Genomic DNA, 22,768 nt, shown 5'->3' with positions numbered 1-22,768 from the left:
CGTCCCCCGGCGGGGGCCTCGGAATCGGCCTTTTACGGGTGTACTGGACAGCTGTTTCGGAGGTCGTGCGGAACAGGCGTCTTACGGATGCAGGAGCACGAGGTCGTCCCTGTGTACGACCTCGCGTTCGTACTCCGGGCCCAGCTCGCGGGCCAGCTCGCGGGTCGAGCGCCCGATGAGCTGGGGGATCTCCTTGGCGTCGAAGTTCACCAGGCCCCGCGCGACCGCCCGCCCCGTGCCGTCGCGCAGCTCGACGGGGTCGCCCGCGGTGAAGTCGCCCTCGACGGCCGCGATACCCGCCGGCAGCAGCGAGGTGCGCCGGTCGACGACGGCGCGCACGGCCCCGTCGTCGAGGACGAGCGCGCCCTGCGGGGTCGAGGCGTGCTGCAGCCACAGCAGCCGGTCGGCGGAGCGCTTGCCGGTGGGGTGGAAGTACGTGCCCGTATCCCCGCCCGCGAGGGCATCGGCGGCGTGTACGGCGGAGGTGAGCACCACGGGGATGCCCGCGGCCGCCGCGATCCGGGCCGCCTCGACCTTGGTGACCATGCCGCCGGTGCCGACGCCTGCCTTGCCCGCGCTGCCGATGTCGACGTGCGCGAGGTCCCGCGGCTCGCGGACCTCCGCTATCCGCGAGGTGCCCGGCTTGCTGGGGTCGCCGTCGTACACGCCGTCCACGTCGGAGAGCAGGACCAGCAGGTCGGCCCGTACGAGGTGGGCGACGAGCGCGGCGAGCCGGTCGTTGTCGCCGAAGCGGATCTCGTCCGTGGCGACGGTGTCGTTCTCGTTGACGACCGGCAGGGCGCCCATCGCGAGGAGCTTGTCGAGGGTGCGGGCGGCGTTGCGGTGGTGGGCACGCCGGCTGGTGTCGTCGGAGGTGAGGAGCACCTGGCCGACACGGACGCCATGGCGGGCGCAGGAGGCGGTGTAGCGGGCGACCAGGAGGCCCTGGCCGACGCTGGCGGCGGCCTGCTGCCGGGCCAGGTCCTTGGGGCGGCGACGCAGCCCGAGCGGGGCGAGGCCGGCCGCGATGGCACCGGACGAGACGAGGACGATCTCCTTCTCGCCGCCGCTGCGGTGCTTGGCGAGGACGTCGACGAGCGCGTCGACACGGTCCGCGTCGAGTCCGCCCGCGGCCGTGGTCAGCGACGAGGAACCCACCTTGACGACGATCCTGTGGGCCCCGGCCACGGCCTGCCTCGCCCCTGCCACCTGGCCTGCCATGTGCCCAGTCACCTGCCCTGCCACCTGCGCTGTGTCCCCTCACGTCGGTCCCGCCCGGCAATCTACGCGAAGGGGCGGGGGTGGCGCCCGCCGGTCCAGCCTGCGGACGGCGCCCTGCCCCCATGATCACCGGGGCGTAGCCGCTCGATCACGTCCCGCGTATGCAAAAAAGGTTGTGCAGGTTCCTTATGGAACTTAAAGATGACGCAAAGATAAGTTGACCAACGTGGCATCTAATGTTCATCCGGTGAAGCGCATACTCCTGAGATCAGGGAAAAGCCCGTACGACGTCGTCCCTGTGGAGCAGGCTCTCCACCAGGACGTCATCGCCACCAACGCGGGAAACCTGATCTTCAGCGACGCCGCGCACAAGATCCTCGAGACGCCTCGCGCCGAGGTCGTGTCGAACGGCATCCGTACCAACGTCGCCGCCGCGGGCCGCATCAACGAGGAGTACGACGCCTTCGTCGTTCCGCTGGCCAACGCGTTCCGGCCCTCGTTCGAGCCCCAGCTCAGGCGGCTGACACAGCTCATCAGCAAGTTGAAGATCCCGGTGGTCGTACCGGGCATCGGCGCGCAGACCGGTCTGGACTACAACCCGGCCAGGCTGAAGCCCATGGAACCGGCCGTCCGGGAGTTCGTCACCGCGGTGCTCGAGCGCAGCGCGTCCATCGGGGTGCGCGGCGAGTTCACCGAGCGGTACCTGAAGGACATGGGCTTCCGTGACGTCGAGGTCATCGGCTGCCCGTCGATGTTCATGTACGGCAGGGAGCTCGGCGTACGCAAGAACGCGCCCGCGCTCGGTCCCGAGTCCCGGGTCGCGATCAACGGCTCGCACAGCGCGGTGAAGTCGCAGGGCCTGGACCGGGTCATCCGCCGGGCGCACGCCCGCTATCCCCACCTGCGGTTCGTCGGACAGAACCTCAGCGACGCCCGCCAGCTGCACTGGCGCGACCTGTCGGATCCGAACGGTTCCGTCACCGCGATGCCCACGCACCCGGATCACCCGATGTACCGCGAGGACAAGGTCCGTGTGTACATCGACCCCGTGACCTGGATCGACGACCTGCGGGACTTCGACTTCTCGTTCGGCTCCCGCATCCACGGCAATATCGCGGCGCTGCTGGCCGGTACGCCCGCGACCGTACTGTGCGGCGACTCGCGCACCCTGGAGCTGTGCCGCTACTTCGGCATCCCGCACCGCAGGATCAACGCGCTGCCGGAGGACCTCGACCCGGCCGAGCTGTACGCGGAGGCGGACTTCGGCGCGCTCACGGGCGGCCACCAGGAGCGCTTCGACCGCTTCATGGGCTTCCTTGAGCGCAACGGCCTGGAGAACACGTTCACGCACGGCGACGGGGGCGCGGCCCACGAGAAGCGGCTGCGCTCGCTCGCCTTCCCGGCCGGCGTCCGCCCCTGGAACGACGCCGACGTCGCCTCGCTGACCAGCAGGTTCGGCTGGCTCCAGACCCGTATCGGCGAACTGTCCACGGACAACGCGAAGCTCAAGCGTGAACTCGACAAGGCCCGCAAGACCGCCGCGAAGCCGGCGCTCGCGGCGACTGCGCCGCAGCGCTCCGTCTATCGCATGGCCCGGCGAGCGGTGGGGCGCCCGCTGCGGAAGGCTCTGCAGTCGGGGCGCCAGTAGCCCTTACTGGCCTTGAGCAGCCCTCACCGGCCCTGAGCAAGCCCTCATCGGCGGCCTTGATGGCCAGGCGGTTCACCGAACGCCCGTTCCGTAGCCCTCCGGGCCGCGGAACGGGCGTCTTCGTCAGCCCGCGCGGCGCGGTCCGAGGACCTTGCGCGCCACCTTGCGGGCGGTGCGCATGCCCGGGAAGTGGGCAGCGGGGGCGAACTTGAAGCTCTCGATGGTGACCGTCTCGCGGGAGGTCGGGATGAACCAGCTGTCCGGGAGCGGCGCCGCCTTGTCCCGGAAGTGCGGGTAGGCGAGGTAGGCCTTGCGGCTGCGCGGGTCCACGTGGAGGGTGGGCGCCTTCTTCTTCTTGATGAAGTCCAGGACGTCCACCAGCAGGTCGCCCCGGCCCTGACCGGCGAGGTTCACCCGGAGCCGTTCGTTGACCTTGAGGCGGTTCGCGACCCCCTCGGTCCAGTACGCGTCGATCAGCGGCTTGGCCAGCACGAGCTTGTTCTGTCTGACCTCCTCGTCATCTCTGAGGAAGACGGGGCCGAACTGCGGCAGCAGCGTGACGAGGAAGGGGCGGACCATCAGGCCGTCGCGGCGCTTGCCCGCGGGCACGTGCTCGGCGATCAGGCCCATCAGGGCGCGGGCGGAGTCGAAGCGCAGGGTGTAGCTGCCGCTCTTGGTGACGTGCTTTCCGTCGTCGCGGCCGACGAGGTAGTAGCAGTCGTAGTCGGCGACCACGGAGACGCCGTCGGCACGGAGGTAGGCCTCCATGGTGAAGAGGGCGTCCTCGCCGGTCTTCAGCGACTCGTCGAAGTGCATGTCGTGCCGGGTGAGCAGCTCGCGCCGGAAGAGCTTCTGCGCGCTGAGCGTGAACTTGATCTGCGAGGAGAAGACGTCCGTGCGGGGCTGGCTCTTGCCCCACATCGACTTGGGGGCGTTGCGGTTGACGCCGATGACCTTGCCGAGCACGACGTCCGTGGCGTGCTCATCGGCCATGGCGACCATGCGCTCCAGGGCCTCGGGGCCGAAGTAGTCGTCGGCGTCGAGGAAGAAGACGTACCGACCGCGGGCCTTGTCGAGGCCGACGTTGCGCGGGCCGCTGGGGCCGCCGGAGTTGGCCTGCCGGATCACCGTGACGGCCATGGCCGCACGCTCCGCGAACTCCTCGAGGTACTCGCCGGTGCCGTCCTTCGACCCGTCGTCGACGGCTATGACCTCGATACGAGCGGGGTCGAGCGTCTGGGCCTCGACCGACTCCAGGCACTTGACCAGGTAGGGCATGGCCTCGTACGCCCCGATGATCACGCTCACATCAGGCTGCGTCACGGTCACGTTTCTCCATTGTCATCCGAACATTTCCCCTGTATCAGCTCAAGGGCTACCTCAAAGACGGTTGAAAGTACGAAGAGGTTGCTTCACCGGACCCCAAATGTGATGCGGTTCACAGGTTTACGGGGAACGGGAAAGGGCCCGGCCCCGAGGATGCTCCTCGGGGCCGGGCCCTTTCACTGACTACTCGGGGAGGTGACTGCTCGGCGAGGTGGATCAGCCCTTGACGGCCGCGCCGCCCGTCTCGTCCACCGGGGCCTTCCGCTGCCCGGGAACTCCGTTCGCGAGCTCCACGGCGGCGGCCGACGCACCGCTCTCCTGACCGAGGTTGCGCGCCCGGGACTTCTTCGCGAGGTCGCGCACCGCGGCGTTGAACTGGTCGATCGACGCCGGCTCGTCGGGGCCGAGCAGGTACTCCTTCAGCTCCCGGCGGTCGGCGGCGAGCGCGTCCGAGGACGGGTCGGTGACCTCGGCGAGCAGCTCGCCCAGCTCACTCGCCGAGTTCGACAGGATCACGGCGGCACGCACCGCGGTGTTCTGTCGCTTGAACTCCTCGACGCCCAGCTCCGCGGAGTCCGTGACCGCGTACGGCTTGCCGCTCGCGATGAAGTCGGAGACCACGGACGAGATGTCGGAGACCATCGCGTCGGAGACGTTGAAGCAGTCGTACAGACGCGGCTCGGCACCCGTGATGACCCGGTGCTCCCAGCTGCCGAAGGAGCGCCAGTAGGCGTCGTTCCACTCGGCGCGCAGCCGGGCGACCTCGGCGTGCGCGGCCGTGTCGACCAGGCCGTCGCGGGTGGCCTCGGCCTCGTCACCGCTCTCGGTGACACCGGTCAGCTTCTCGATGCGGGCCTCGATGCGGGCCAGCTCCGCCTTGGCCGCGGACTGGGCCGCCGCGTCGACGGTGAAGCGCGGGTCGGCGGCGCGCTCGGCGGCCGACTTCTCGACCAGCGCGACGATCTTCTCGTGCGCGGTCTTGGCCTGCGGGCTGCGGGTGCCGGTGAACGGGTGCGGCTTGTAGAGGACGCGGACCGGCTGCTCGGCCTTCAGCAGCGCGCGCACGATGTTGGCGCCCGCCAGCAGGATCGAGGTGTTGCCCGGGTTGTCGTCCCAGCCCTCCCAGGTGGGGGCGTACAGGATCGTGGGGATACGTCCCTCGGGCACGCCCTGCCAGGTCTGGATCGGGGCGAGCTGCGGGCGGCCGACCTCCGCTATGTCGTCGTCGCGGACACCGACGTCGGCGATGGCGTAGCGGTCGCGGCCCGCGCGGCCGGCGGTCCACACCTCGTCGTACGCCTTGCTGTACGGGTTGACGCTGGCCAGCTTGTCGCTGTCGCCGTGGCCGATGAAGACGTGCTTCATGGTCGGCACGCGCAGCATGTGGATGTTCTTGCCGACGTTCGCCGCGTACAGCGCGACGCGCACCGTGGACAGGTCCATGTTCATCAGGTGCACCCCTCCGGGCACGCAGATGACCGGCACCGTGGTGGGCGCCATGCGCTCCAGGATGGCGCGCTCGCGCAGGATGATCAGCGGCCGGGTGTCCAGCTGCTCCATCGTCTCCAGCCACATGTTGACCTGGTACGCCGAGTCCTTGGAGCCCGAGAAGTACAGCACCGTCTCCGGGCGGTACTCGCGCAGCCAGCCGTCGACCGCCGCCAGGACCGTGTCCGCGTTCGGCGGTGTCTTCTTGCCGCGGATGTACGGGACGAGCGCGACGACGTAGACGAACGCCAGCACCAGCGTGGCCGCGATGCCCACGAAGCCGTACACGTTGGTGTCGGTGGCCCCGGTGACGAGGACGCCGGCGACGGCCAGCAGGTCGAGGTGGAGCATCTTCTCGGCGGCCCGGTCGAGCAGGGTGCGCGGCGGTGCGTCCGGGATGCGGATGCGCGAGGCCAGGTCGACGTTACGGGTGGCGACCGGCATCTTGCGGCGCAGCCGGATCAGGGTGATCAGCGCGCTGTGCGGGGCCTGGAAGCCGTAGAAGGCGAGGAAGCACGCGATCGCCGCGTAGAAGACCATGCTGTCGGACAGGTCCAGGCGCGCGAGCAGCAGGACCAGCAGCAGCTGTCGGATCAGGAACCTGATGGACAGACCGGCGCGCACCTTGCTGAGGCGGTTGATCAGATAGCTGCCGCGCCGGTGCAGATAGTGGTCCGCCAGGTACGTCACAGCGGCCGCGGCGGCAAAGGCACCGACGCTCGGGAGAAGCGCGGCCAGCATCAGGCAGGGGAAGCCCAGCATCATGAGGGCCGCCGCGGCCAACTCGGCCGCACTGCCCACCCGGGCAACGCGTATAGCGGTGGATATCACGGATAAACCTGCTCTTGAGGGGTGTGTGCCGGTTTTGTTACTGCTTGATTAACGAAAAGGGCCTTGCGGGCGATCGCGGACAATCCGGGAATTTTACGGACTCAGGCCTCTGTGAATACGCGGCAAACGCGCAGACTCAGAGGCCTGAATTCCAAGAAAACTAATTGGCGTTAATTATGCCACGCCGTCCTGACGGTCCAGCACGCTGGCCAGCGCCGCCTCGAATCCGGAGGCCCGTCCGGCGCCCGCGGTCGGGTCCTGCTGGCGTACGTCGATGACGTGACCGGTCATTTCGGAGAGGAGGACGTCGAGCGAGGTGCGCGCGACCGCCTCGGAGGAGAGCAGCGAGCCCGCGGGCTCCTGGCCGAAGGCCTTGGTGCGCATCGGGGTCGCGGTGCGCTCGGGGTTGATGCAGTTGACGCGGATGCCGTCGCCTGCCCACTCGTCGGACAGCGCCTGGGTGAGGTTCACCATGGCGGCCTTGGTGGAGGAGTAGAGGCTGTACTCGGCGCGGCCACGGGTGTAGCTGCTGGAGGTGTAGAGCAGCAGTTGGCCGTTGGTCTCGGCGAGGTACTTGTACGCGGAGCGGGCGATCTGCACCGGGGCCAGATAGTTGACCTTCAGCGCTTCCTCGATCGTCGCGTTGTCCGTCTCCGCGAGCTTGCCTATGCGCAGCACCCCGGCGGTGTTGATGACGTAGTCGATGCGCCCGGTCTCGGCGTACGCCGTGGACAGCGCGTCGTCGACCTCCTCCGGGTTCTCGACGTGCGTGCCGGTGGTCGAGCGGCCGAGCGCGTAGGTCGTCGCGCCGTAGCCCTCGGCGAGTTCGGCTATGTCCTTGCCGATGCCGTACGAACCGCCGAAGACCACTACGGTCTTTCCGCTGAGCAGCTCGCGGTAGGCGGCCTCGTCGGCCTGCTCGGGGGCGGCCGTGGAGGCCAGCTGGAAGAGCTTGTCGGCGATGAAGACGTCGACGGGCTGGGTGACCTTCATGTTGTACTCGTCGCCCGCGACGACGTGGATCGGCACGTCCGGCAGGTACTTGAGCACGACCGAGCAGTCGTCGGTGGCCTGGAAGTTGGGGTCACCGGCCGCGACCTCGTAGGCGCGGCGGATCGTGGACAGCTTGAACGCCTGGGGCGTCTGGCCGCGGCGCAGCCGGGAGCGGTCCGGGATCTCGGTGATGAACTCGCCGTCCTCGCCGTGGGTGCGGGTCACGATGATCGTGTCCGCGGAGGGGATGGCGACGTCGACGGCCTGGTAACGCTCCAGGGCCGTGACGCAGTCGTCTATGACGCGCTCGGACAGCAGCGGGCGCACGGCGTCGTGGAAGAGGACATTGGCGTCCTCGCCCTCGGCCAGACCCTCGCCGAGCGCGGCGATCGCGCGCTCGGTGGTCTCGTTCCGCGTCGAGCCGCCCTCGATCACCTTGGTGACCTTCTTCAGCCCCGCCTTCGCGACGATCTTCTCGACGTCCGGCACATAGCCGGGAGCCATCAGCACGATGATGTCGTCGATCGACTCGGCCTGTTCGAAGGTGGTCAGCGTGTGCTCGATGACCGCCTTGCCTGCGATCTTCAGCAACTGCTTCGGAATCGACAGACCCACGCGCTGACCGGTGCCGCCGGCCAGGATCACTGCGGTGGTACGGGGCTTGGCAAAGTGCTCAGACACAGGTGACCTACCTTGGGGCGACAGGGAACTTTGGGATGCTCCCACTTTCCGTTACTGCCATGCAAGGTGAGCGCCCTCTGCTGCTTATGTGCGCGCAACCGGCTATTCACCTTGCATGCAGGTCTCTTCCGAGACCCCGAACCGTATTGTCCGGATTTGCTGTGAGTAACTGCACACGTTATACGTGCGCTCTTCACGCCCGCTTCAGACGCTTGAGGACCCGGTGACCGAGAACCCGGACAAGTTCTTTGGACGGGGTCTGGTGAACCGAGCGCACTGGCTCGGGGGGATACGCGGGAGTCGCGGCGGCCACGGCGAGCGCCCCGTACAGCGCGTGGGCCGCCACCTCGGGATCGATCCGCGGCGGCCCCGTCCCCTCGGCGCTCACGACGCTGGGTACGACGGACAGCAACGCCGGGTCACCGAGCACCCGTACGCCCATGGTGGCGATCCGCTCGGCCATCTCCGCGCCGATACCGGCGGCCGCCTCCAGTGCCCAGCGCGGCGTGGTGATCCGCGCGTCGTCCGGGGCCGGGCGACAGGCGTTCTTCATATGCATGACGGCGCCGCCCCGCACCATCTTGGAATACACCTCGTCGGGCAGCCCATTGCCGCGGAACTCCATATTGAGTTTCCGCAGCATTTCGGTCTCGGCGAGTGTGAGCGAGCGATTGGCCGTGTCCGGCACCGGCACCAGGAGACCGTCGGGCAGGCCGAGGAGGGATTCGAAGGTGCGCATCAGACCGTCGCGGTCGCGGTCGTCGACCACCACGACGGTGACGTTCTCGGCGCCGACGACCCGCACCCAGCGCTCGACGAGCCGGTCGTGGCGGTGGCGGCGCCAGAAGCTCGGATTGGGCTTCTCGTACGGGGCCCTGCGCAGCATGTGTTCGAGCCAGTCCTCGTAGCCCATGCGCAGACCGTTCTGCACGTACTGCTGCCACTGCGAGGGCATGATCTTCCACAGTGGTCGCAGGGTGACCAGGACATGGACTCGGCCCTGGTCCCGGCCCTGGCCCCGGCCGAGGTCGTCGACGATCCGGGCGATGGCCTCGTCGTCGGGCGCGTCGGCGAAGAACTCGCTGCTGACCACCGAGGTGCGCCTGCCGGTGGCGTGCACCGCGTCGACGAGCCGCTTCCAGTGCCCCTCGGTGGGCTTGGCGTCGCCCATCATCCCGGGCCGGACACAGACCGCGAGGGCGGCTTCCATCGGGTGCCTGCTGTGGGCCGGGAAGTCGACGCCGCGCCCGGCCATCGCGTCCTTCGCGGCGAACAGGGCGCCCTGGATCGACGTGGTCCCGGTCTTGTGCGGGCCGATGTGCAGCAGCCGGGTGCCGGGGGGCAGCGGCGTGGGGGCGCTCTTCGGGGCGGTTTCGCCGGTCTCCGCCTCAGGGGACGCCGAGTCGTGATGCGTACAGTCGGTCTCCATGGTCAAGGGAGGTTAAATCTCTTACCTGAGCCTTACCTGAGAATGTCCTGGGACTCACATGAGTCCCAGGGTTCCCATGAATTCTGTGAGTCTCATGCGTCCCGTGAGCCTCAGAGTTCTGTGAGCCTCAGAGTTCTGTGAGCCCCGTGAGTCTCATGAGTCTCATGAGTCCTGCGAGTCACGGAACAGCGCTGCTCAGACCAGACGTACACCCGGCTTCCCCGCCTCGACCCGCAGCCGGGCCAGCGTGCTGGACGCGGCGTCCGGCCGCAGCACGGTCTCCGGGGCGCGGACGGTGGCGTCGATGCCGTCGCGCCGGATGTCGAAGAGGTGGTAGCCGCGGTGGGCGTCGATGAACTTCCAGTGCGGGTTGTCCGGCATCCGCGGGTCCCACTCGTTGTGGAAAGCCACCTGGTCCTGGTCGCCGCCGCTGGAGATGGAGGTCCCGACGAACTCGGCGCCGACGACGTCGGACTCCGGGTCGGCGAAGTCCTTCTTGAGGTCGCTGATCATGGTGAGGTGACGGTCCCCGGTCAGCACGACGGGGTTGCGCACGGTGGCCAACTCCCCCATGAGCGCGTTGCGTTCGGCCTGGTATCCGTCCCAGGCGTCGTAGAACCAGAGCTTGCCGGGACCGATCTGCAGATCGGTCTCGGCCATCATGATCTGCGAGGCGATCAGGTTCCAGCGCGTCGGTGAGTGGTGCAGCCCGCGCAGCAGCCAGGCCTTCTGCTCGGCGCCGAGCATGGTCATCGAGGGGTCCTCGGCGCCCGCCCGGGTGGTCGCCTGGTCACTGCGGAACTGCCGGGTGTCCAGGACGTTCAGCCGGACCAGCCGGCCGAAGTCGAGCCGCCGGTGCATCCGGATGTGCGGACCGTTCGGCACCGCGGTCGCCCGGACCGGCATGTGCTCGTAGTACGCCTGGTAGGCGGCGGTCAGCCGGGCCACGAACGCGCCGTGCGACTGCTTGGCCGGGTCCTGCGGGATCTCCCCGGCGAAGTCGTTGTCGACCTCGTGGTCGTCGAAGGTGACCACCCAGGGCGCGGCGGCGTGCATCGCCATGAGGTGCGGATCGGTACGGTACTGCGCGTAGCGGTTGCGGTACTGGACGAGGGTGTACGGCTCCCCGCCGCCCTCGTGCCGGCGGACGGCCGTCGCCGACGGCGCGGACTCGTAGATGTAGTCGCCGACGAAGAGCACGAAGTCGGGGTCCTGGGCGAGCATGTCGGCGTACGGGGTGAAGTAGCCGTTCTGCCAGTTCTGGCAGGAGGCGAGCGCGACGCGCAGGGAGCCGCCGGAGCTGTGGGGGTACGGGGCGGTGCGGGTGCGGCCGGTCGGCGAGAGCTGACCGTCGGCGCGGAAGCGGTACCAGTACGCGCGGTCGGGGCGCAGTCCGCGGACGTCGACGTGGACGCTGTGGCCGTACTCGGGCAGCGCCTGCGCGACGCCTCGCCGCACGGGCCTTCTGAAACGGGCGTCCTCGGCGATCTCCCACTCCACCGGTACCGCGCGGTCGGGCATGCCGCCGCCGTTCAGCGGGTCGGGGGCGAGCCTGGTCCACAGCACGACGGCGTCGGGCAGCGGGTCGCCGGAGGCGATGCCGAGGGTGAACACCCCGTCGGGCAGCGGGGGTTCAGCGGCACGGGCGGTGCCGGGCAGCCACAACCGGCTGGTCGCGGCGGCGCCCAGGGCCGCGGCACCTGCGGTGAGAAAGCGGCGTCGATCGCGCGAGACGGTTCCGGTCATCGGTGAACTCCCCTGCGTCGGTGGCCCCTTGGACACCGGGAGGCTCACACGCCGCAGTGGCCCGCTCACTGAACGGAGTTCATCAAGAGCATGACAAACAAGCGAAGGGCGAACCGTCGTGGTAGGGACGCCTGCAGTTCCCCGCGCCCCTAAAAGGGACACGGGGAACTGCGCGAACAACCCCAGCCGAACAAACGAGGGGGCGGGCAATCGGGGCGAAGCCCCGCCTGAGGGGCGCGGGGAACTGCGCGACCAGCCCCCACGCACCCGCAGCCGAACAAACCCGGGGCGGGCAGGGAATCGGGGCGAAGCCCCGCCCCAGGGGCGCGGGGAACTGCGCGAACAACCCCCACTCACCCGCAGCCGAGCGTCGTCCTAGAACGGCTCGAAGTCGTCGTACTCCTTCTCCGCATCGTCCCGCTCCGCCTGCTTGTCGCGGCGGCGTTGCGCCGCGGGCCGCGGGGCTTCGAGGCGGTGGTCCTCGCCACGGCGGCCGAGCATCTCCGCACCGGCCATGACGGTCGGCTCCCAGTCGAAGACGACCGCGTTCTCCTCGGGGCCGATGGCGACGCCGTCGCCCGAACGGGCACCCGCCTTCATCAGCTCCGCCTCGACGCCGAGGCGGTTGAGGCGGTCGGCGAGGTAGCCGACGGCCTCGTCGTTGTTGAAGTCGGTCTGGCGGACCCAGCGTTCGGGCTTCTCGCCCCGCACGCGGTAGAGGCCGTCCTCCTCCTGGACCACGGTGAAGCCGGCGTCGTCGACCGCCTTCGGACGGATGACGATCCGGGTCGCCTCCTCCTTGGGCTTGGCGGCGCGCGCCGTGCCGACCAGCTCGGCGAGCGCGAAGGACAGCTCCTTCAGACCCATGTGCGCAACCGCCGACACCTCGAAGACGCGGTAGCCGCGGGCCTCCAGGTCGGGGCGGACCATCTCGGCGAGGTCCTTGCCGTCGGGCACGTCGATCTTGTTGAGGACGACGATGCGCGGACGGTTGCCGAGGCCGCCGTACTGCTTCAGCTCTTCCTCGATGATGTCGAGGTCGGTGACCGGGTCACGCTCGGACTCCAGGGTCGCCGTGTCCAGCACATGGACCAGCACGCTGCAGCGCTCGACGTGGCGGAGGAACTCGAGGCCGAGGCCCTTGCCCTGGCTGGCGCCGGGGATGAGGCCGGGCACGTCCGCGATCGTGTAGACCGTCTCGCCCGCCGTCACCACGCCCAGGTTGGGGACGAGGGTCGTGAAGGGGTAGTCCGCGATCTTCGGCTTGGCGGCCGACAGGACGGAGATGAGGGACGACTTGCCGGCGCTCGGGTAGCCGACGAGGGCCACGTCCGCGACGGTCTTCAGCTCCAGGACGATGTCCTGGAAGTCGCCGGGGACACCGAGCAGCGCGAAGCCGGGCGCCTTGCGGCGGGCCGAGGCCAGCGCCGCGTTGCCGAGGCCACCGCGACCGCCCTGCGCGGCGACGTACGACGTGCCGTGGCCGACGAGGTCCGCGAGGACGTTGCCCGCCTTGTCGAGCACGACCGTGCCGTCCGGCACCGGCAGGATCAGGTCCTGCCCGTCCTTGCCGGAGCGGTTGCCGCCCTCACCGGGCTTGCCGTTGGTGGCGCTGCGGTGCGGCTTGTGGTGGTAGTCGAGCAGCGTGGTCACGGACTGGTCGACGACCAGCATCACGTCACCGCCCCGGCCGCCGTTGCCGCCGTCCGGGCCGCCGAGCGGCTTGAACTTCTCCCGGTGTACGGAGGCACAGCCGTGGCCTCCGCTACCCGCGGCGACGTGCAGCTCGACGCGGTCCACGAAGGTGGTCATGGGATGTGCCTCCAGTTACGTACGAAAGTCCTGCGCAGCCCTGTATGCCACAGAGCCGCTTCTATTCGAAACACGCGAAAGGCGGACCCGCTTCCCGTACGGGAAGTGAGGTCCGCCTCGCGAAAGAACCGGTCAGGCGACCGGAACGATGTTCACGACCTTGCGGCCACGGTGGGTACCGAACTCCACCGCACCGGCGTCAAGGGCGAACAGCGTGTCGTCCTTGCCACGGCCGACGCCGTTGCCCGGGTGGAAGTGGGTGCCGCGCTGGCGGACCAGGATCTCACCGGCGTTGACGACCTGACCGCCGAAGCGCTTCACGCCGAGCCGCTGAGCATTGGAGTCGCGACCGTTCCGAGTGGACGATGCGCCCTTCTTGTGTGCCATCTCTCCTCAGTCCCTTACTTCGCAGCCGCGGGGATCTCAGTGACCTTGATCGCCGTGTACTGCTGGCGGTGGCCCTGACGACGGCGGTAACCGGTCTTGTTCTTGTAGCGAAGGATGTCGATCTTGACGCCCTTGTGGTGGTCCACGATCTCGGCCTGGACCTTGATGCCGGCAAGGACCCACGGGTCGCTGGTCACGGCGTCGCCGTCGACAACGAGCAGGGTCGAGAGCTCGACCGTGTCGCCAACCTTGGCAGTGGAAATCTTGTCAACCTCAACGATGTCGCCGACAGCAACCTTGTGCTGGCGACCACCGCTGCGCACGATGGCGTACACGCGGATCTCTCTCTCGCTCGGAACGGAACCCCGCAGTCCAGCCACGCGCTGCGCGAGCGGCCTCTCCCGAAGCGCACGGCATGCGAACACGCACGACACGCAGAATTCCGGGAGGAAGAGGTTTACGGGGGTGCGGCGCGTCAGGGGACACGCCGACGGTCTAGGTTACGGGGCCCGGCTTGAGGGGTCAAACCGGGCCACCGTCATGCTGTCGGAGCAGCGGAGGGACCGACTTCCGTCAGCCCTCCGCCGGTTCCGCGTCAGTCCTCGGTGGTCGCCGAGACTGTCGAACGGTCCTGCTGCTCGGCCGCCGCGGTCTTCTTCGCGGTGGTCTTCGCGGCCGTCTTCTTCGCGGTCGCCTTCTTGGCCGTGACCTTCTTGGCGACCGTCTTCTTGGCAGCGGTCTTCTTGGTGGCGGCCTTCTTCGCCGTCGCCTTCTTGGCCGTCTTGCGGGCGGCCGTCTTCTTGGCCGGGGCCGCGGCCTCGACGTCGGACTCGGCCGCAGTCTCGGGCGCCGTCTCGGGCGCCTCAGGGGCCTCGGCCGACTCCGCCGAGGCCGACGGGACGACCACGACGGCCGCCTCCTCGGACGCGGTGGGCGCGGTGGCCTTGCGGACGGCGCGGCGACGCGGGCGGGCCGGCGCGGCGCTCTCGGTGGGCGCCTCGGCGACCGCTTCGGGCTGCGGCTCGACGACCTCGGCGGCGGCCTCGGGCACGGGCGCCGCGACCGGCTCCGTGACCGTCACCGTCACCACGGTCTCTTCCGTCGCCTTCGGAGAACCGGCCGGAGCCGACACCTTGCGGGTGGCACGACGACGCGTACGGCCCTTGGGAGCGGCCTCGTCCTCCGGTACGGCGACCACGGGGGCCGGAGCGGCCTCAGGAGCCGACGTGACCTCGGGAGCCTCGACGACCGGCGCCTCGACGACCGGGTCCTCGACCGCGACCGGCTCGGACTCGGCGGCCTCGCGGGACGTCAGAGCCCGCTCGGTCCGCTCGGCCCGCTCCTCACGGCGGCCCCGGGGAGCACGCTCCTCGGCCTTCGGCGCACCCGCGGGGGCCGACACGCGCCGGGTCGCCCGGCGCCGCGAACGACCGCCACGGGAAGCCGCGGCCTCCGCCTCGGCGGCGCTGCTGTACAGCTCCTCGTCCGGCTGGAACTCCTGCTCGACCAGTGCGACGGGCGCGGCGACCTCGGCGGCCACCTCGGCCTCGCTCTCGACCGTCTCCGGCTCCTCCGCGATCTCGTGCGTGTGCTCGAGCTCGTGGTCGTGCTCGTGGACCTGCTCGGCACCACCACGGCCGCGCTTCTTGCGCTTGCCGCCGCCTCCGACCGAGGTCGGCTGCTCCATGTGCACGATCACGCCACGGCCGTTGCAGTGGACGCAGGTCTCGGAGAAGGACTCCAGAAGGCCCTGTCCGACGCGCTTGCGCGTCATCTGGACCAGGCCCAGCGAGGTGACCTCGGCGACCTGGTGCTTCGTACGGTCGCGTCCCAGGCACTCCAGGAGGCGCCGCAGCACCAGGTCCCGGTTGGACTCCAGGACCATGTCGATGAAGTCGATGACGACGATGCCGCCCAGGTCGCGCAGCCGCAGCTGGCGCACGATCTCCTCGGCCGCCTCCAGGTTGTTCCTGGTCACGGTCTCTTCGAGGTTGCCGCCCTGACCGGTGAACTTGCCGGTGTTGACGTCGACCACGACCATGGCCTCGGTCTTGTCGATCACCAGCGAACCGCCGCTGGGCAGCCAGACCTTGCGGTCCAGGGCCTTCATCAGCTGCTCGTCGATGCGGTACGTCGCGAAGACGTCGACCTCGGAGGTCCACTTCGAGAGGCGGTCGGCCAGGTCGGGCGCGACGTGGGACACGTACCCGTGGATGGTCTCCCACGCCTCGTCGCCGCTGACGATGACCTTGGTGAAGTCCTCGTTGAAGATGTCGCGGACGACACGGACGGTCATGTCCGGCTCGCCGTACAGCAGGGACGGGGCGTTCGAGCTCCCGCCGCTCTTCGCCTTCTTCTGGATGTCCTCCCACTGCGCCTGCAGGCGCTCGACGTCGCGGCGCAGCTCGTCCTCGCTGGCGCCCTCGGCGGCGGTGCGCACGATGACGCCCGCGTCCTCGGGGACGATCTTCTTGAGGATGGTCTTCAGGCGCGCGCGCTCGGTGTCGGGCAGCTTGCGGCTGATGCCGGTCATCGAGCCCTCGGGCACGTAGACCAGGTAGCGGCCGGGCAGGGAGACCTGGCTGGTGAGACGGGCGCCCTTGTGGCCGATCGGGTCCTTGGTGACCTGCACGAGGACCGACTGGCCGGACTTCAGCGCGCTCTCGATGCGGCGCGGCCCGTTGGCCATGCCGAGCGCCTCGAAGTTGACCTCACCGGCGTAGAGCACGGCGTTGCGGCCCTTGCCGATGTCGATGAAGGCGGCCTCCATCGAAGGCAGCACGTTCTGGACCTTGCCCAGGTAGACGTTGCCGACGTACGAGGTCGACTGCTCCTTGTTGACGTAGTGCTCGACGAGCACGTTGTCCTCGAGGACGCCGATCTGGGTGCGCTCGCCGCTCTGGCGGACGACCATCACGCGCTCGACGGCCTCACGGCGGGCCAGGAACTCGGCCTCGGTGATGATCGGAACGCGACGGCGGCCCTGCTCGCGCCCTTCACGGCGGCGCTGCTTCTTGGCTTCGAGGCGGGTCGAGCCCTTGATGGACTGCACCTCGTCGGACGGGTGCTCGTCCTTCTTGCCGCGCGGCTCGCGGACCTTGACGACCGTGCGCTCGGGGTCGTTCTCGCCGGGCTCGGCCTCGGGGCCGGAGTCACCGGCGCGACGGCGACGGCGACGGCGGCGACGGCTGCTGCTGGAGCCGGAACCGCCCGGCTCGTCGCGCTCGTCCGCCTCCTCGGCGTCCTCCTCGGCCTGCTCGGCGGTGTCCTCGGCGTCCTGCGCGGCCTGCTCGGCGGCGTACTCGTCGTCACCGGCCTCACCGTCCGCCTCGGCGGACTCGCCACGGCGACGGCGACGGCCACCACGACGGCGGCGGCGGCGCGAGCCCGCGGACTCCTCCTCGGACTCGTCGTCCTCGACGCCGTCCTCGACGTCCTCGGCGGACTCGTCGGGCTCCTCCACCTCGTCGACGGGCTCCGCGGCCGGGGCCGCGGGCGCCTCCTCGACGGTCCGGCGGCGACGGCGACGGCGACCGCCGGTCTCCTCCTCGACGGCCACGGGTGCCTCGACGACCTCTTCGGCCGCGGGGGCCTCGGCGGCCACTTCCGCCGCCTCGGCGGCAGCCGCGGCGGCGGCCCGCTCCGGCGTCTGGAACATCGGCTCGGTGAACACGGGCGCCTGGAACACGGCGACGGCCGGACGCGCGGGCCGTCGCGCGGACTCGGCCTCCTTCGGCGCGGGGGCGGAGAAACCGACAGCGGCCTTGCGCGTGGCACGGCGGCGGGTGCGGCGCGGGGCGCCGTCCTCGGTGGTCTCGGCCTCGGCCGCGGGCTTGGTCTCGGCCTCGGCGGCGGGCTTGCTCTCGCTGGGGCTGGTCTCGCTGGTCACGGGCGCCTCCACACGCTCGTCGGCGGCGTCGCCCTCGGGCGCACCGGCGGGCGCGGAGACGCGCCGGGTGGCGCGACGACGGGTGGTGCGGCGGGGTGCGGCGTCCTCGGCGGCGGGGGCCTCTTCGGCCTGGGCCTCGACGGGCTCAGGGGTCTCAGCGACCTCAGGAGCCTCGGGGGTCTGAGCGGTCTCGGCCGCCTTGGGCGCACCGGTCGGCGCGGAGGCGCGACGGGTCGCACGACGACGCGGACGGGCGGCGGGCGCCGCCTCCTCCTCGACGGCGGGGGCCGCTTCAGCGGCAGGGGCCGCTTCGACCTGGGCCTCGACCTCGGCGGGCGTGGTCGCGGGCACCACGGTGGTCTCCGCGGCCGGGGCCGCCTCGGCCGTCCCCGGCGCACCGGCGGGCGCGGACACCCGGCGGGTGGCGCGGCGACGCGTACGGCGCGGAGCGGCGTCCTCGGCCGGCTCGGCGGCAGCGGCGTGAGCCACCGCCTCCTCCACCGTCTCTTCGGTCTCTTGGGTTTCTTCGGTCTCGAGAGCCTCGGGGGCCTCAGCGGCGGCCACGGCCTCGGCGGATGCCACCGGCGGTATGGCCGGAGCCGTGGTCTCGGCCACGGACTGGGACTCGGCCGCGCCCGTGGGCGGGCCGGCCGGACGCGACGCCGCACGGCGGCGGCGCCGCGGCGGCAGGGTGTCGCTCGGAGTGTTGTTGTTGTCGGAACCCTCGGTGGGTTCGGTCGGCTCGAGCATGCGGGTGGATCTCCCGTCAGGCTCCCGGGCGCCGCGCCTGGTCCGGCTGTGCCGGTGACGTCCGCGGCTCGCGCGATGCGCGGTGCCGCCGTCCGGGGCGCGGGCGCCGCACGGGAGCTCTCTGTGTCCTGTCTCGCCGGTTCCGTACGCCATGTGTGCGTACGGCCTGGCGAAAGTCTTCTGGTCGGTGCGCTGCCCGACCCAGGTGGCTCCCGGATCCGAGGGCGGCGCTACGACGTCCGTCCTTACGCGGGACCTTCCTTACGCCGACGCCTTCGCGGCGGCAGTTTCGGCGGCCCCTGTGCGATCGGCTGGGGCGGCCATGACTGCCTCGCGGTCGGGCGCGAGCGGGTCGGTCACCGTGCCGGTCTCTTCATCGAACAGCCCCTGCGCCAGCCTGGTCACCGCTGCGGCGACCGGCGGCGCCAGGTCGGCCACGGCGCGAAGACCGGACAGGACGTCGTCGGGTCGTACGGCAGGCGTCACGTGCCGAACAACCAGGCGCAGTATCGCACAGGGCTGGCCGGTCGGCCTATCAGCCTGCGGACTGTGCGCCTCGAGGCTCGCCACGGCACCGCGGGCGTCGAAGGTGCGCATCCCGTTCTTGGTCCTGCGCTGGACTTCCACCGTGTCGGCCGACTTGAAGGCGTCGACCGCGCGCTCCGCGTCCTCGGGCACCACGCCGTCGAGGCGCAGCTCCCACACGGACGCGGTGAGCCGGTCGGCGAGACCCGACGTGCGGGCCTCGACCGCCTCGATGATGTCGAGCCCCACGGGCATCGACTCGTCGAGGAGCTCACGCAGCTTCTGAGGGTCACGCGTCTGGGTGAGCGCGATCTCCAGGTACTCCGCCTCGCTGCCTGTGCCGGTGGGTGCGGCATTGGCGTACGACACCTTCGGATGCGGCGTGAACCCCGCCGAGTACGCCATCGGCACCTCGGCACGGCGCAACGCACGCTCGAAGGCGCGCTGGAAGTCACGGTGGCTGGTGAACCGGAGGCGGCCGCGCTTGGTGTAGCGCAGTCGGATGCGCTGCACCGCGGGTGCGGGCGGCGGGCCTTCGGGCTGTCGCTTGCCCAGTGTCGTTCAGTCCTTCGTGAGAGCGGTCGTACTGCTACCTAGAGTACGTGTCCCGGCGGCTCCCGGTTCCCGCCGGTGCTTCGCCAGGGGCACCCGCTCGGGCTCCCGGGGCGTGCCGAAGAGCATGCGGCGGATGTCGGCGCGGGTCTGCCGCGCAGACTCGCGGGCGGTGGCCAGGGCCTGCCGGGTCACCCGGCCCACGCCGCGCGCGAGCTCGGCGGCGGGCCGCAGGACCGTGTCCCGGACGACGCGTCCGACCGGCGTCAGCACGCTGCGGTACACCCAGCGCACGGGCTCCACGAAGATCCACCGGAAGAGTCTTCCGAGGAACCTGCCGACGGCGAGCGAGAGGTGTCCGGCCACCCGCCAGGCGTGCCCAAGTGCGTCCCCGACCTCCCGCGCGACGACGGCGAGGACCCGTCCGACCGGCACGAGCACCCAGCGCCACAGGGCGAGCGCGGGCAGCACGAGCAGGACGCGCAGGGTCCAGTAGAGCGCGGCGCCGATCCCGGTGAAGATCATCCGTACGAGCCACCCGGCTCCGCGCGCCGCCCACGCGATCGCCCGTCCGACGGGGGCGAGCATCCACTCGTACAGCCACAGCGCCGGCACGACGATCAGATGACGGACCAGCCAGGCCACGACCTGGTACACCCCGAAAGCGACCGCCCCGAACCCGGTCCCGAGGCCCCTGAGCAGCCAGGCGACGGCCCGCCCGACGGGGGTCAGCACCCGGGCGTACACCCAGGCGAGTACGGCGCCGATGCCACGGAGGACCCGGGCGAACCCCGCACCGACACCGCGGAGGACCCACATGAGCCCGGCGCCGACGCCCCGCGCCACCCAGGCGATCGCGTGTCCGACCGGTGTGAGCACCGTCTCGTACAGCCACACGGCGGGCACGACGAGCAGCACGTACCCGAGCCACGCCAGCGCCTTTCCGGCCGGCACCACGACGTACCGCCACAGCGTCACCCACGGCCAGACGAACACCGCCCACGCCACCCACTGGAGCACCCGCCCCGCGGGGCGCAGCACGGTGTCCCGCAGAAACCTTCCGCCGACCACCAGGGCGTCCCACAGCATGCGCACCGGCACGACGAGCACGAGGACGACGATCCGCACGGGCAGGCGGATCGCGACCGTCAGGCACCCCTCGGCCGGTACTGCGGGTCGCTCAGCAGGCGACTTTTCCAGATCCATACCGATGTAGACGCGTCAGGGCACCATCTGGATGCACGCCCCTGAGGCCGGTTGCGCCCCCGTCGAAACTCCTGGCGGTCGCGCCGTTCCGCCAGGTCTGCCGTGCCTCGGAGGCCGGTAGACACACACGTGCACGCCCGCACCGAGCCCCAACCGCCCTGGGCCTGGTAGCGGTTCGCCAACTCCCTCTGGAATACGCCCTGCCACCGCACCGCCCCACAACCAGCAGTGATCACACGACTCTGGTCGGCGATCAGTGCCTCATGTGTCCCCTTGTCCGCTTATGAAGGGACCCCTGCCGAGGGAACACCAGGAACTCCATGCACACTTTGCCTGTCGCAGTCCCGTCTCCAAGAGGATGATCCACGCATGATTACGCTCACCAAAGAAGACGGCCCGGCGGATCTGGACGGAGTCACCCATCTGTCCATCGGAGTGTCCTGGGATCCCACCGCGGGCAGCAGCGGTGGAGTGATGGGCGTACTCCGCCGCAAGACCGGCACCGACCTGGACCTGATCGCCATCGCGATGCAGGGCACGGACCCGGTGCGCCTGGCGGGCCTCGACTCGCTCGACCCCATGGGCAACGGTTCCCTGGTCCACAGCGGTGACAACCAGACCGGGCGCGGGGAGGGCGACGACGAGACGTTGACGGTCGAGTTCGCCCGGATACCGTCCAACATCACGACGATCGTGTTCATCGCCGCCGCCTTCAAGAAGGGCAGCTCCTTCCAGAAGGCCCGCAACATCAGCTTCAAGGTGTACGACGCGACCGGCGGCACCACTCAGCAGGTCGCCGACATCTGGCCGAGCCTGCTCACCCAGGACAACGGGTGCGCCGTGGCCAAGGCCGTTCGTGTCGACGGCAGCTGGAAGCTCGAGGTCATCAATGTGACGGGGAAGATCAAGCAGGGTGACGAGCACGCCCTGATGCGCTTCGCCGTCAGCAAGTAGTCCGTGATCACCGCGTAATCCGTGATCACCGCGTAGTTCGCCGTCACCACGTAGTCCGCCATCACCGCGTAGTCCGCCATCAGTACGTAGGACGAGGTACCCGGGGTCCCTGTGCGGCCCCGGGTACTACATACGCCGAACGGTCTGCGCCTCCGCCCTCTCGACCGGGGTGCGGCTGTAGGCACGGACCAGGGCGAGAGGGAACAGGGCGGGCGCAAGAGGGGCCCAGCGGTGGATCCGATCCGCGCGCAGCATGTACTTGACCACTGCCGCAGGACGGAAAGGCACGTAATCGATGGTCTGATGCTCCCATCGATCCGCGACCCCTCGGCTCATACGCGCTTGCAGGCCTTCTCGGGTCATGTCCTTCAGCCTGGCGTAGAAGTGGGCGCTCCATTGGCGCTTGTCGACGTCCAGCACAAAGGCGAGCAACTCGAGTGCGTACTCGTGGGGTTCGAGGGACAGCTCCTCCCGCATGCCGCGCCGGGCCACCGCATGCACGTCGGGGGCGTTCCTGCCGGACGAGTCGATGTGTCTCGACATGCCTTCGTTGACAGAGGAGTTCCAGACACTCGGAGCCATACGGACCCGGTCACTGCGCTGACTGACGACCAGCAGCTCGTCGCTGGTCACCACCGCCACATTCACCGCGAAGCTGCACTGCAGAAACGCGGGTGCCCGCAGCGGATCGTCCGGCGTGAGATACCGGGAACGAGGGGTTGTCCCGTCGGCCAGTCGGCGGTCGAGCTGCTGAGCGGCGAGAAAGGTGTAGTAGTCCGTCGGGCGGAGCCTCAGGTGGACTACGGGTTGCTCTTCGAGAGCGGTGCGCGAGACGTCGAACGACTCGACCGCGTAACGGGGGCCGTTCCACAACGGAGTCCGCCCCTCCGCCCGCAAACGCTCACTCTCCCCCTCGATCTCGGCCCGCCACCCGTCCATGTCCGAGGGCAGCTCGATCTCCGCGTCGAGCACTTGGACATGGACGGCTTCGGCGGGTATGGACGACTCACCGTCCCCTTCGACGATCAGGGCGGATGTGTGCAGAGGGCCTAGGGAGAAGGTCCTCCACGCGGGACTGGACTCCTCCCGCTGCCGCAGGCCGCGCACCGCGCGGGTGGAGCGAGTACGCAGCCTGAACCAGCCGTCCTGCAACGGTTGCTGGAACAGCACCGCACAGAGCATCCCGAGTACGGCACCCACAACTCCGTTGGCCACATCGATCCCGCCCATGCCAGGCACGGTAGGCAAGTTGATCACTCCACGCGCGATCTTGTCCTTTCCGTTACGGCCGACTCGGTGATCGGCATGGCGGCGTCTGTGACCGACCGGC

At 69.9% G+C, this 22,768-nt stretch carries 15 protein-coding genes; 2 read left to right on the top strand and 13 right to left on the bottom strand.

Features of this window, described 5'->3' with window-relative positions:
* Nucleotides 1-81 precede the first annotated feature (81 nt).
* Nucleotides 82-1,221 (bottom strand): glutamate 5-kinase, encoded by a 1,140-nt coding sequence (gene proB, locus SMIR_RS25505; RefSeq protein WP_248002913.1) that lies wholly within the window; start codon nt 1,219-1,221, stop codon nt 82-84.
* 247 nt (nt 1,222-1,468) lie between these two features.
* Here proB and SMIR_RS25500 point away from each other — a divergent pair, with 247 nt between their 5' ends.
* Nucleotides 1,469-2,869, top strand: a complete 1,401-nt coding sequence (locus SMIR_RS25500) for a polysaccharide pyruvyl transferase family protein (protein WP_168491469.1) — start codon at nt 1,469-1,471, stop codon at nt 2,867-2,869.
* A 123-nt stretch (nt 2,870-2,992) separates the two neighbouring features.
* On the opposite strand, the gene SMIR_RS25495 is transcribed toward SMIR_RS25500, so the two are convergent.
* The 11 genes from SMIR_RS25495 to SMIR_RS25445 all read right to left on the bottom strand — a co-directional run bounded on the left by SMIR_RS25495 (nt 2,993) and on the right by SMIR_RS25445 (nt 20,484).
* On the bottom strand, nt 2,993-4,198 hold the full coding sequence (locus tag SMIR_RS25495; protein ID WP_168491471.1) for a glycosyltransferase family 2 protein: 1,206 nt from the start codon (nt 4,196-4,198) through the stop codon (nt 2,993-2,995).
* Nucleotides 4,199-4,411: 213 nt separating this feature from the next.
* Complete coding sequence (locus SMIR_RS25490; RefSeq protein ID WP_168491473.1) at nt 4,412-6,514, bottom strand: CDP-glycerol glycerophosphotransferase family protein; 2,103 nt, start codon at nt 6,512-6,514, stop codon at nt 4,412-4,414.
* Between the two features lie 174 nt (nt 6,515-6,688).
* Nucleotides 6,689-8,188 (bottom strand): bifunctional cytidylyltransferase/SDR family oxidoreductase, encoded by a 1,500-nt coding sequence (locus tag SMIR_RS25485; RefSeq protein WP_101405195.1) that lies wholly within the window; start codon nt 8,186-8,188, stop codon nt 6,689-6,691.
* A 193-nt stretch (nt 8,189-8,381) separates the two neighbouring features.
* Nucleotides 8,382-9,617: a hypothetical protein gene (locus tag SMIR_RS25480; RefSeq protein WP_248002914.1), complete on the bottom strand. Its 1,236-nt coding sequence runs from the start codon at nt 9,615-9,617 to the stop codon at nt 8,382-8,384.
* 195 nt (nt 9,618-9,812) lie between these two features.
* On the bottom strand, nt 9,813-11,363 hold the full coding sequence (locus SMIR_RS25475) for an alkaline phosphatase D family protein (RefSeq protein WP_212727423.1): 1,551 nt from the start codon (nt 11,361-11,363) through the stop codon (nt 9,813-9,815).
* A 375-nt stretch (nt 11,364-11,738) separates the two neighbouring features.
* Nucleotides 11,739-13,175 carry a GTPase ObgE gene (obgE, locus tag SMIR_RS25470; protein WP_168491476.1) on the bottom strand — a complete coding sequence of 479 codons (1,437 nt, stop codon included), beginning with the start codon at nt 13,173-13,175 and terminating at the stop codon, nt 11,739-11,741.
* A 132-nt stretch (nt 13,176-13,307) separates the two neighbouring features.
* On the bottom strand, nt 13,308-13,562 hold the full coding sequence (gene rpmA, locus SMIR_RS25465) for a 50S ribosomal protein L27 (protein WP_028802588.1): 255 nt from the start codon (nt 13,560-13,562) through the stop codon (nt 13,308-13,310).
* Between the two features lie 14 nt (nt 13,563-13,576).
* Nucleotides 13,577-13,897, bottom strand: coding sequence for a 50S ribosomal protein L21 (gene rplU, locus SMIR_RS25460; protein WP_006374708.1), 321 nt, complete (start codon nt 13,895-13,897; stop codon nt 13,577-13,579).
* A 260-nt stretch (nt 13,898-14,157) separates the two neighbouring features.
* Entirely contained in the window at nt 14,158-18,201 is a 4,044-nt protein-coding gene (locus tag SMIR_RS25455) for an Rne/Rng family ribonuclease (protein WP_212727422.1), read from the bottom strand.
* Nucleotides 18,202-18,462: 261 nt separating this feature from the next.
* Complete coding sequence (locus tag SMIR_RS25450; protein ID WP_212727421.1) at nt 18,463-19,239, bottom strand: TIGR03936 family radical SAM-associated protein; 777 nt, start codon at nt 19,237-19,239, stop codon at nt 18,463-18,465.
* 48 nt (nt 19,240-19,287) lie between these two features.
* Nucleotides 19,288-20,484, bottom strand: coding sequence for a phosphatidylglycerol lysyltransferase domain-containing protein (locus SMIR_RS25445; protein WP_212727420.1), 1,197 nt, complete (start codon nt 20,482-20,484; stop codon nt 19,288-19,290).
* 369 nt (nt 20,485-20,853) lie between these two features.
* On the opposite strand from SMIR_RS25445, the gene SMIR_RS25440 reads away from it, so the two are divergent.
* Nucleotides 20,854-21,438, top strand: coding sequence for a TerD family protein (locus SMIR_RS25440; RefSeq protein ID WP_168508659.1), 585 nt, complete (start codon nt 20,854-20,856; stop codon nt 21,436-21,438).
* Nucleotides 21,439-21,564: 126 nt separating this feature from the next.
* Here SMIR_RS25440 and SMIR_RS25435 read toward each other — a convergent pair whose 3' ends face one another.
* On the bottom strand, nt 21,565-22,668 hold the full coding sequence (locus SMIR_RS25435; RefSeq protein ID WP_212727419.1) for a hypothetical protein: 1,104 nt from the start codon (nt 22,666-22,668) through the stop codon (nt 21,565-21,567).
* Between the last annotated feature and the right edge of the window lie 100 nt (nt 22,669-22,768).

The sequence above is a fragment of the Streptomyces mirabilis genome, from assembly GCF_018310535.1.
In the GTDB taxonomy this organism is placed as follows: Bacteria; Actinomycetota; Actinomycetes; order Streptomycetales; family Streptomycetaceae; genus Streptomyces.
The sequence above is the reverse complement of the archived record's forward strand: the minus strand, read 5'-3'. Positions and strand labels throughout refer to the sequence as shown.

Bases quoted from the DNA above. Each gene is read 5' to 3' on its own strand.
- SMIR_RS25440 (WP_168508659.1), top strand. From the start codon at position 20,854: ATGATTACGCTCACCAAAGAAGACGGCCCGGCGGATCTGGACGGAGTC.
- SMIR_RS25435 (WP_212727419.1), bottom strand. From the start codon at position 22,668: ATGGGCGGGATCGATGTGGCCAACGGAGTTGTGGGTGCCGTACTCGGG.
- rpmA (WP_028802588.1), bottom strand. From the start codon at position 13,562: ATGGCACACAAGAAGGGCGCATCGTCCACTCGGAACGGTCGCGACTCC.
- SMIR_RS25480 (WP_248002914.1), bottom strand. From the start codon at position 9,617: ATGGAGACCGACTGTACGCATCACGACTCGGCGTCCCCTGAGGCGGAG.
- obgE (WP_168491476.1), bottom strand. From the start codon at position 13,175: ATGACCACCTTCGTGGACCGCGTCGAGCTGCACGTCGCCGCGGGTAGC.
- proB (WP_248002913.1), bottom strand. From the start codon at position 1,221: ATGGCAGGCCAGGTGGCAGGGGCGAGGCAGGCCGTGGCCGGGGCCCAC.
- SMIR_RS25445 (WP_212727420.1), bottom strand. From the start codon at position 20,484: ATGGATCTGGAAAAGTCGCCTGCTGAGCGACCCGCAGTACCGGCCGAG.
- SMIR_RS25455 (WP_212727422.1), bottom strand. From the start codon at position 18,201: ATGCTCGAGCCGACCGAACCCACCGAGGGTTCCGACAACAACAACACT.
- SMIR_RS25475 (WP_212727423.1), bottom strand. From the start codon at position 11,363: ATGACCGGAACCGTCTCGCGCGATCGACGCCGCTTTCTCACCGCAGGT.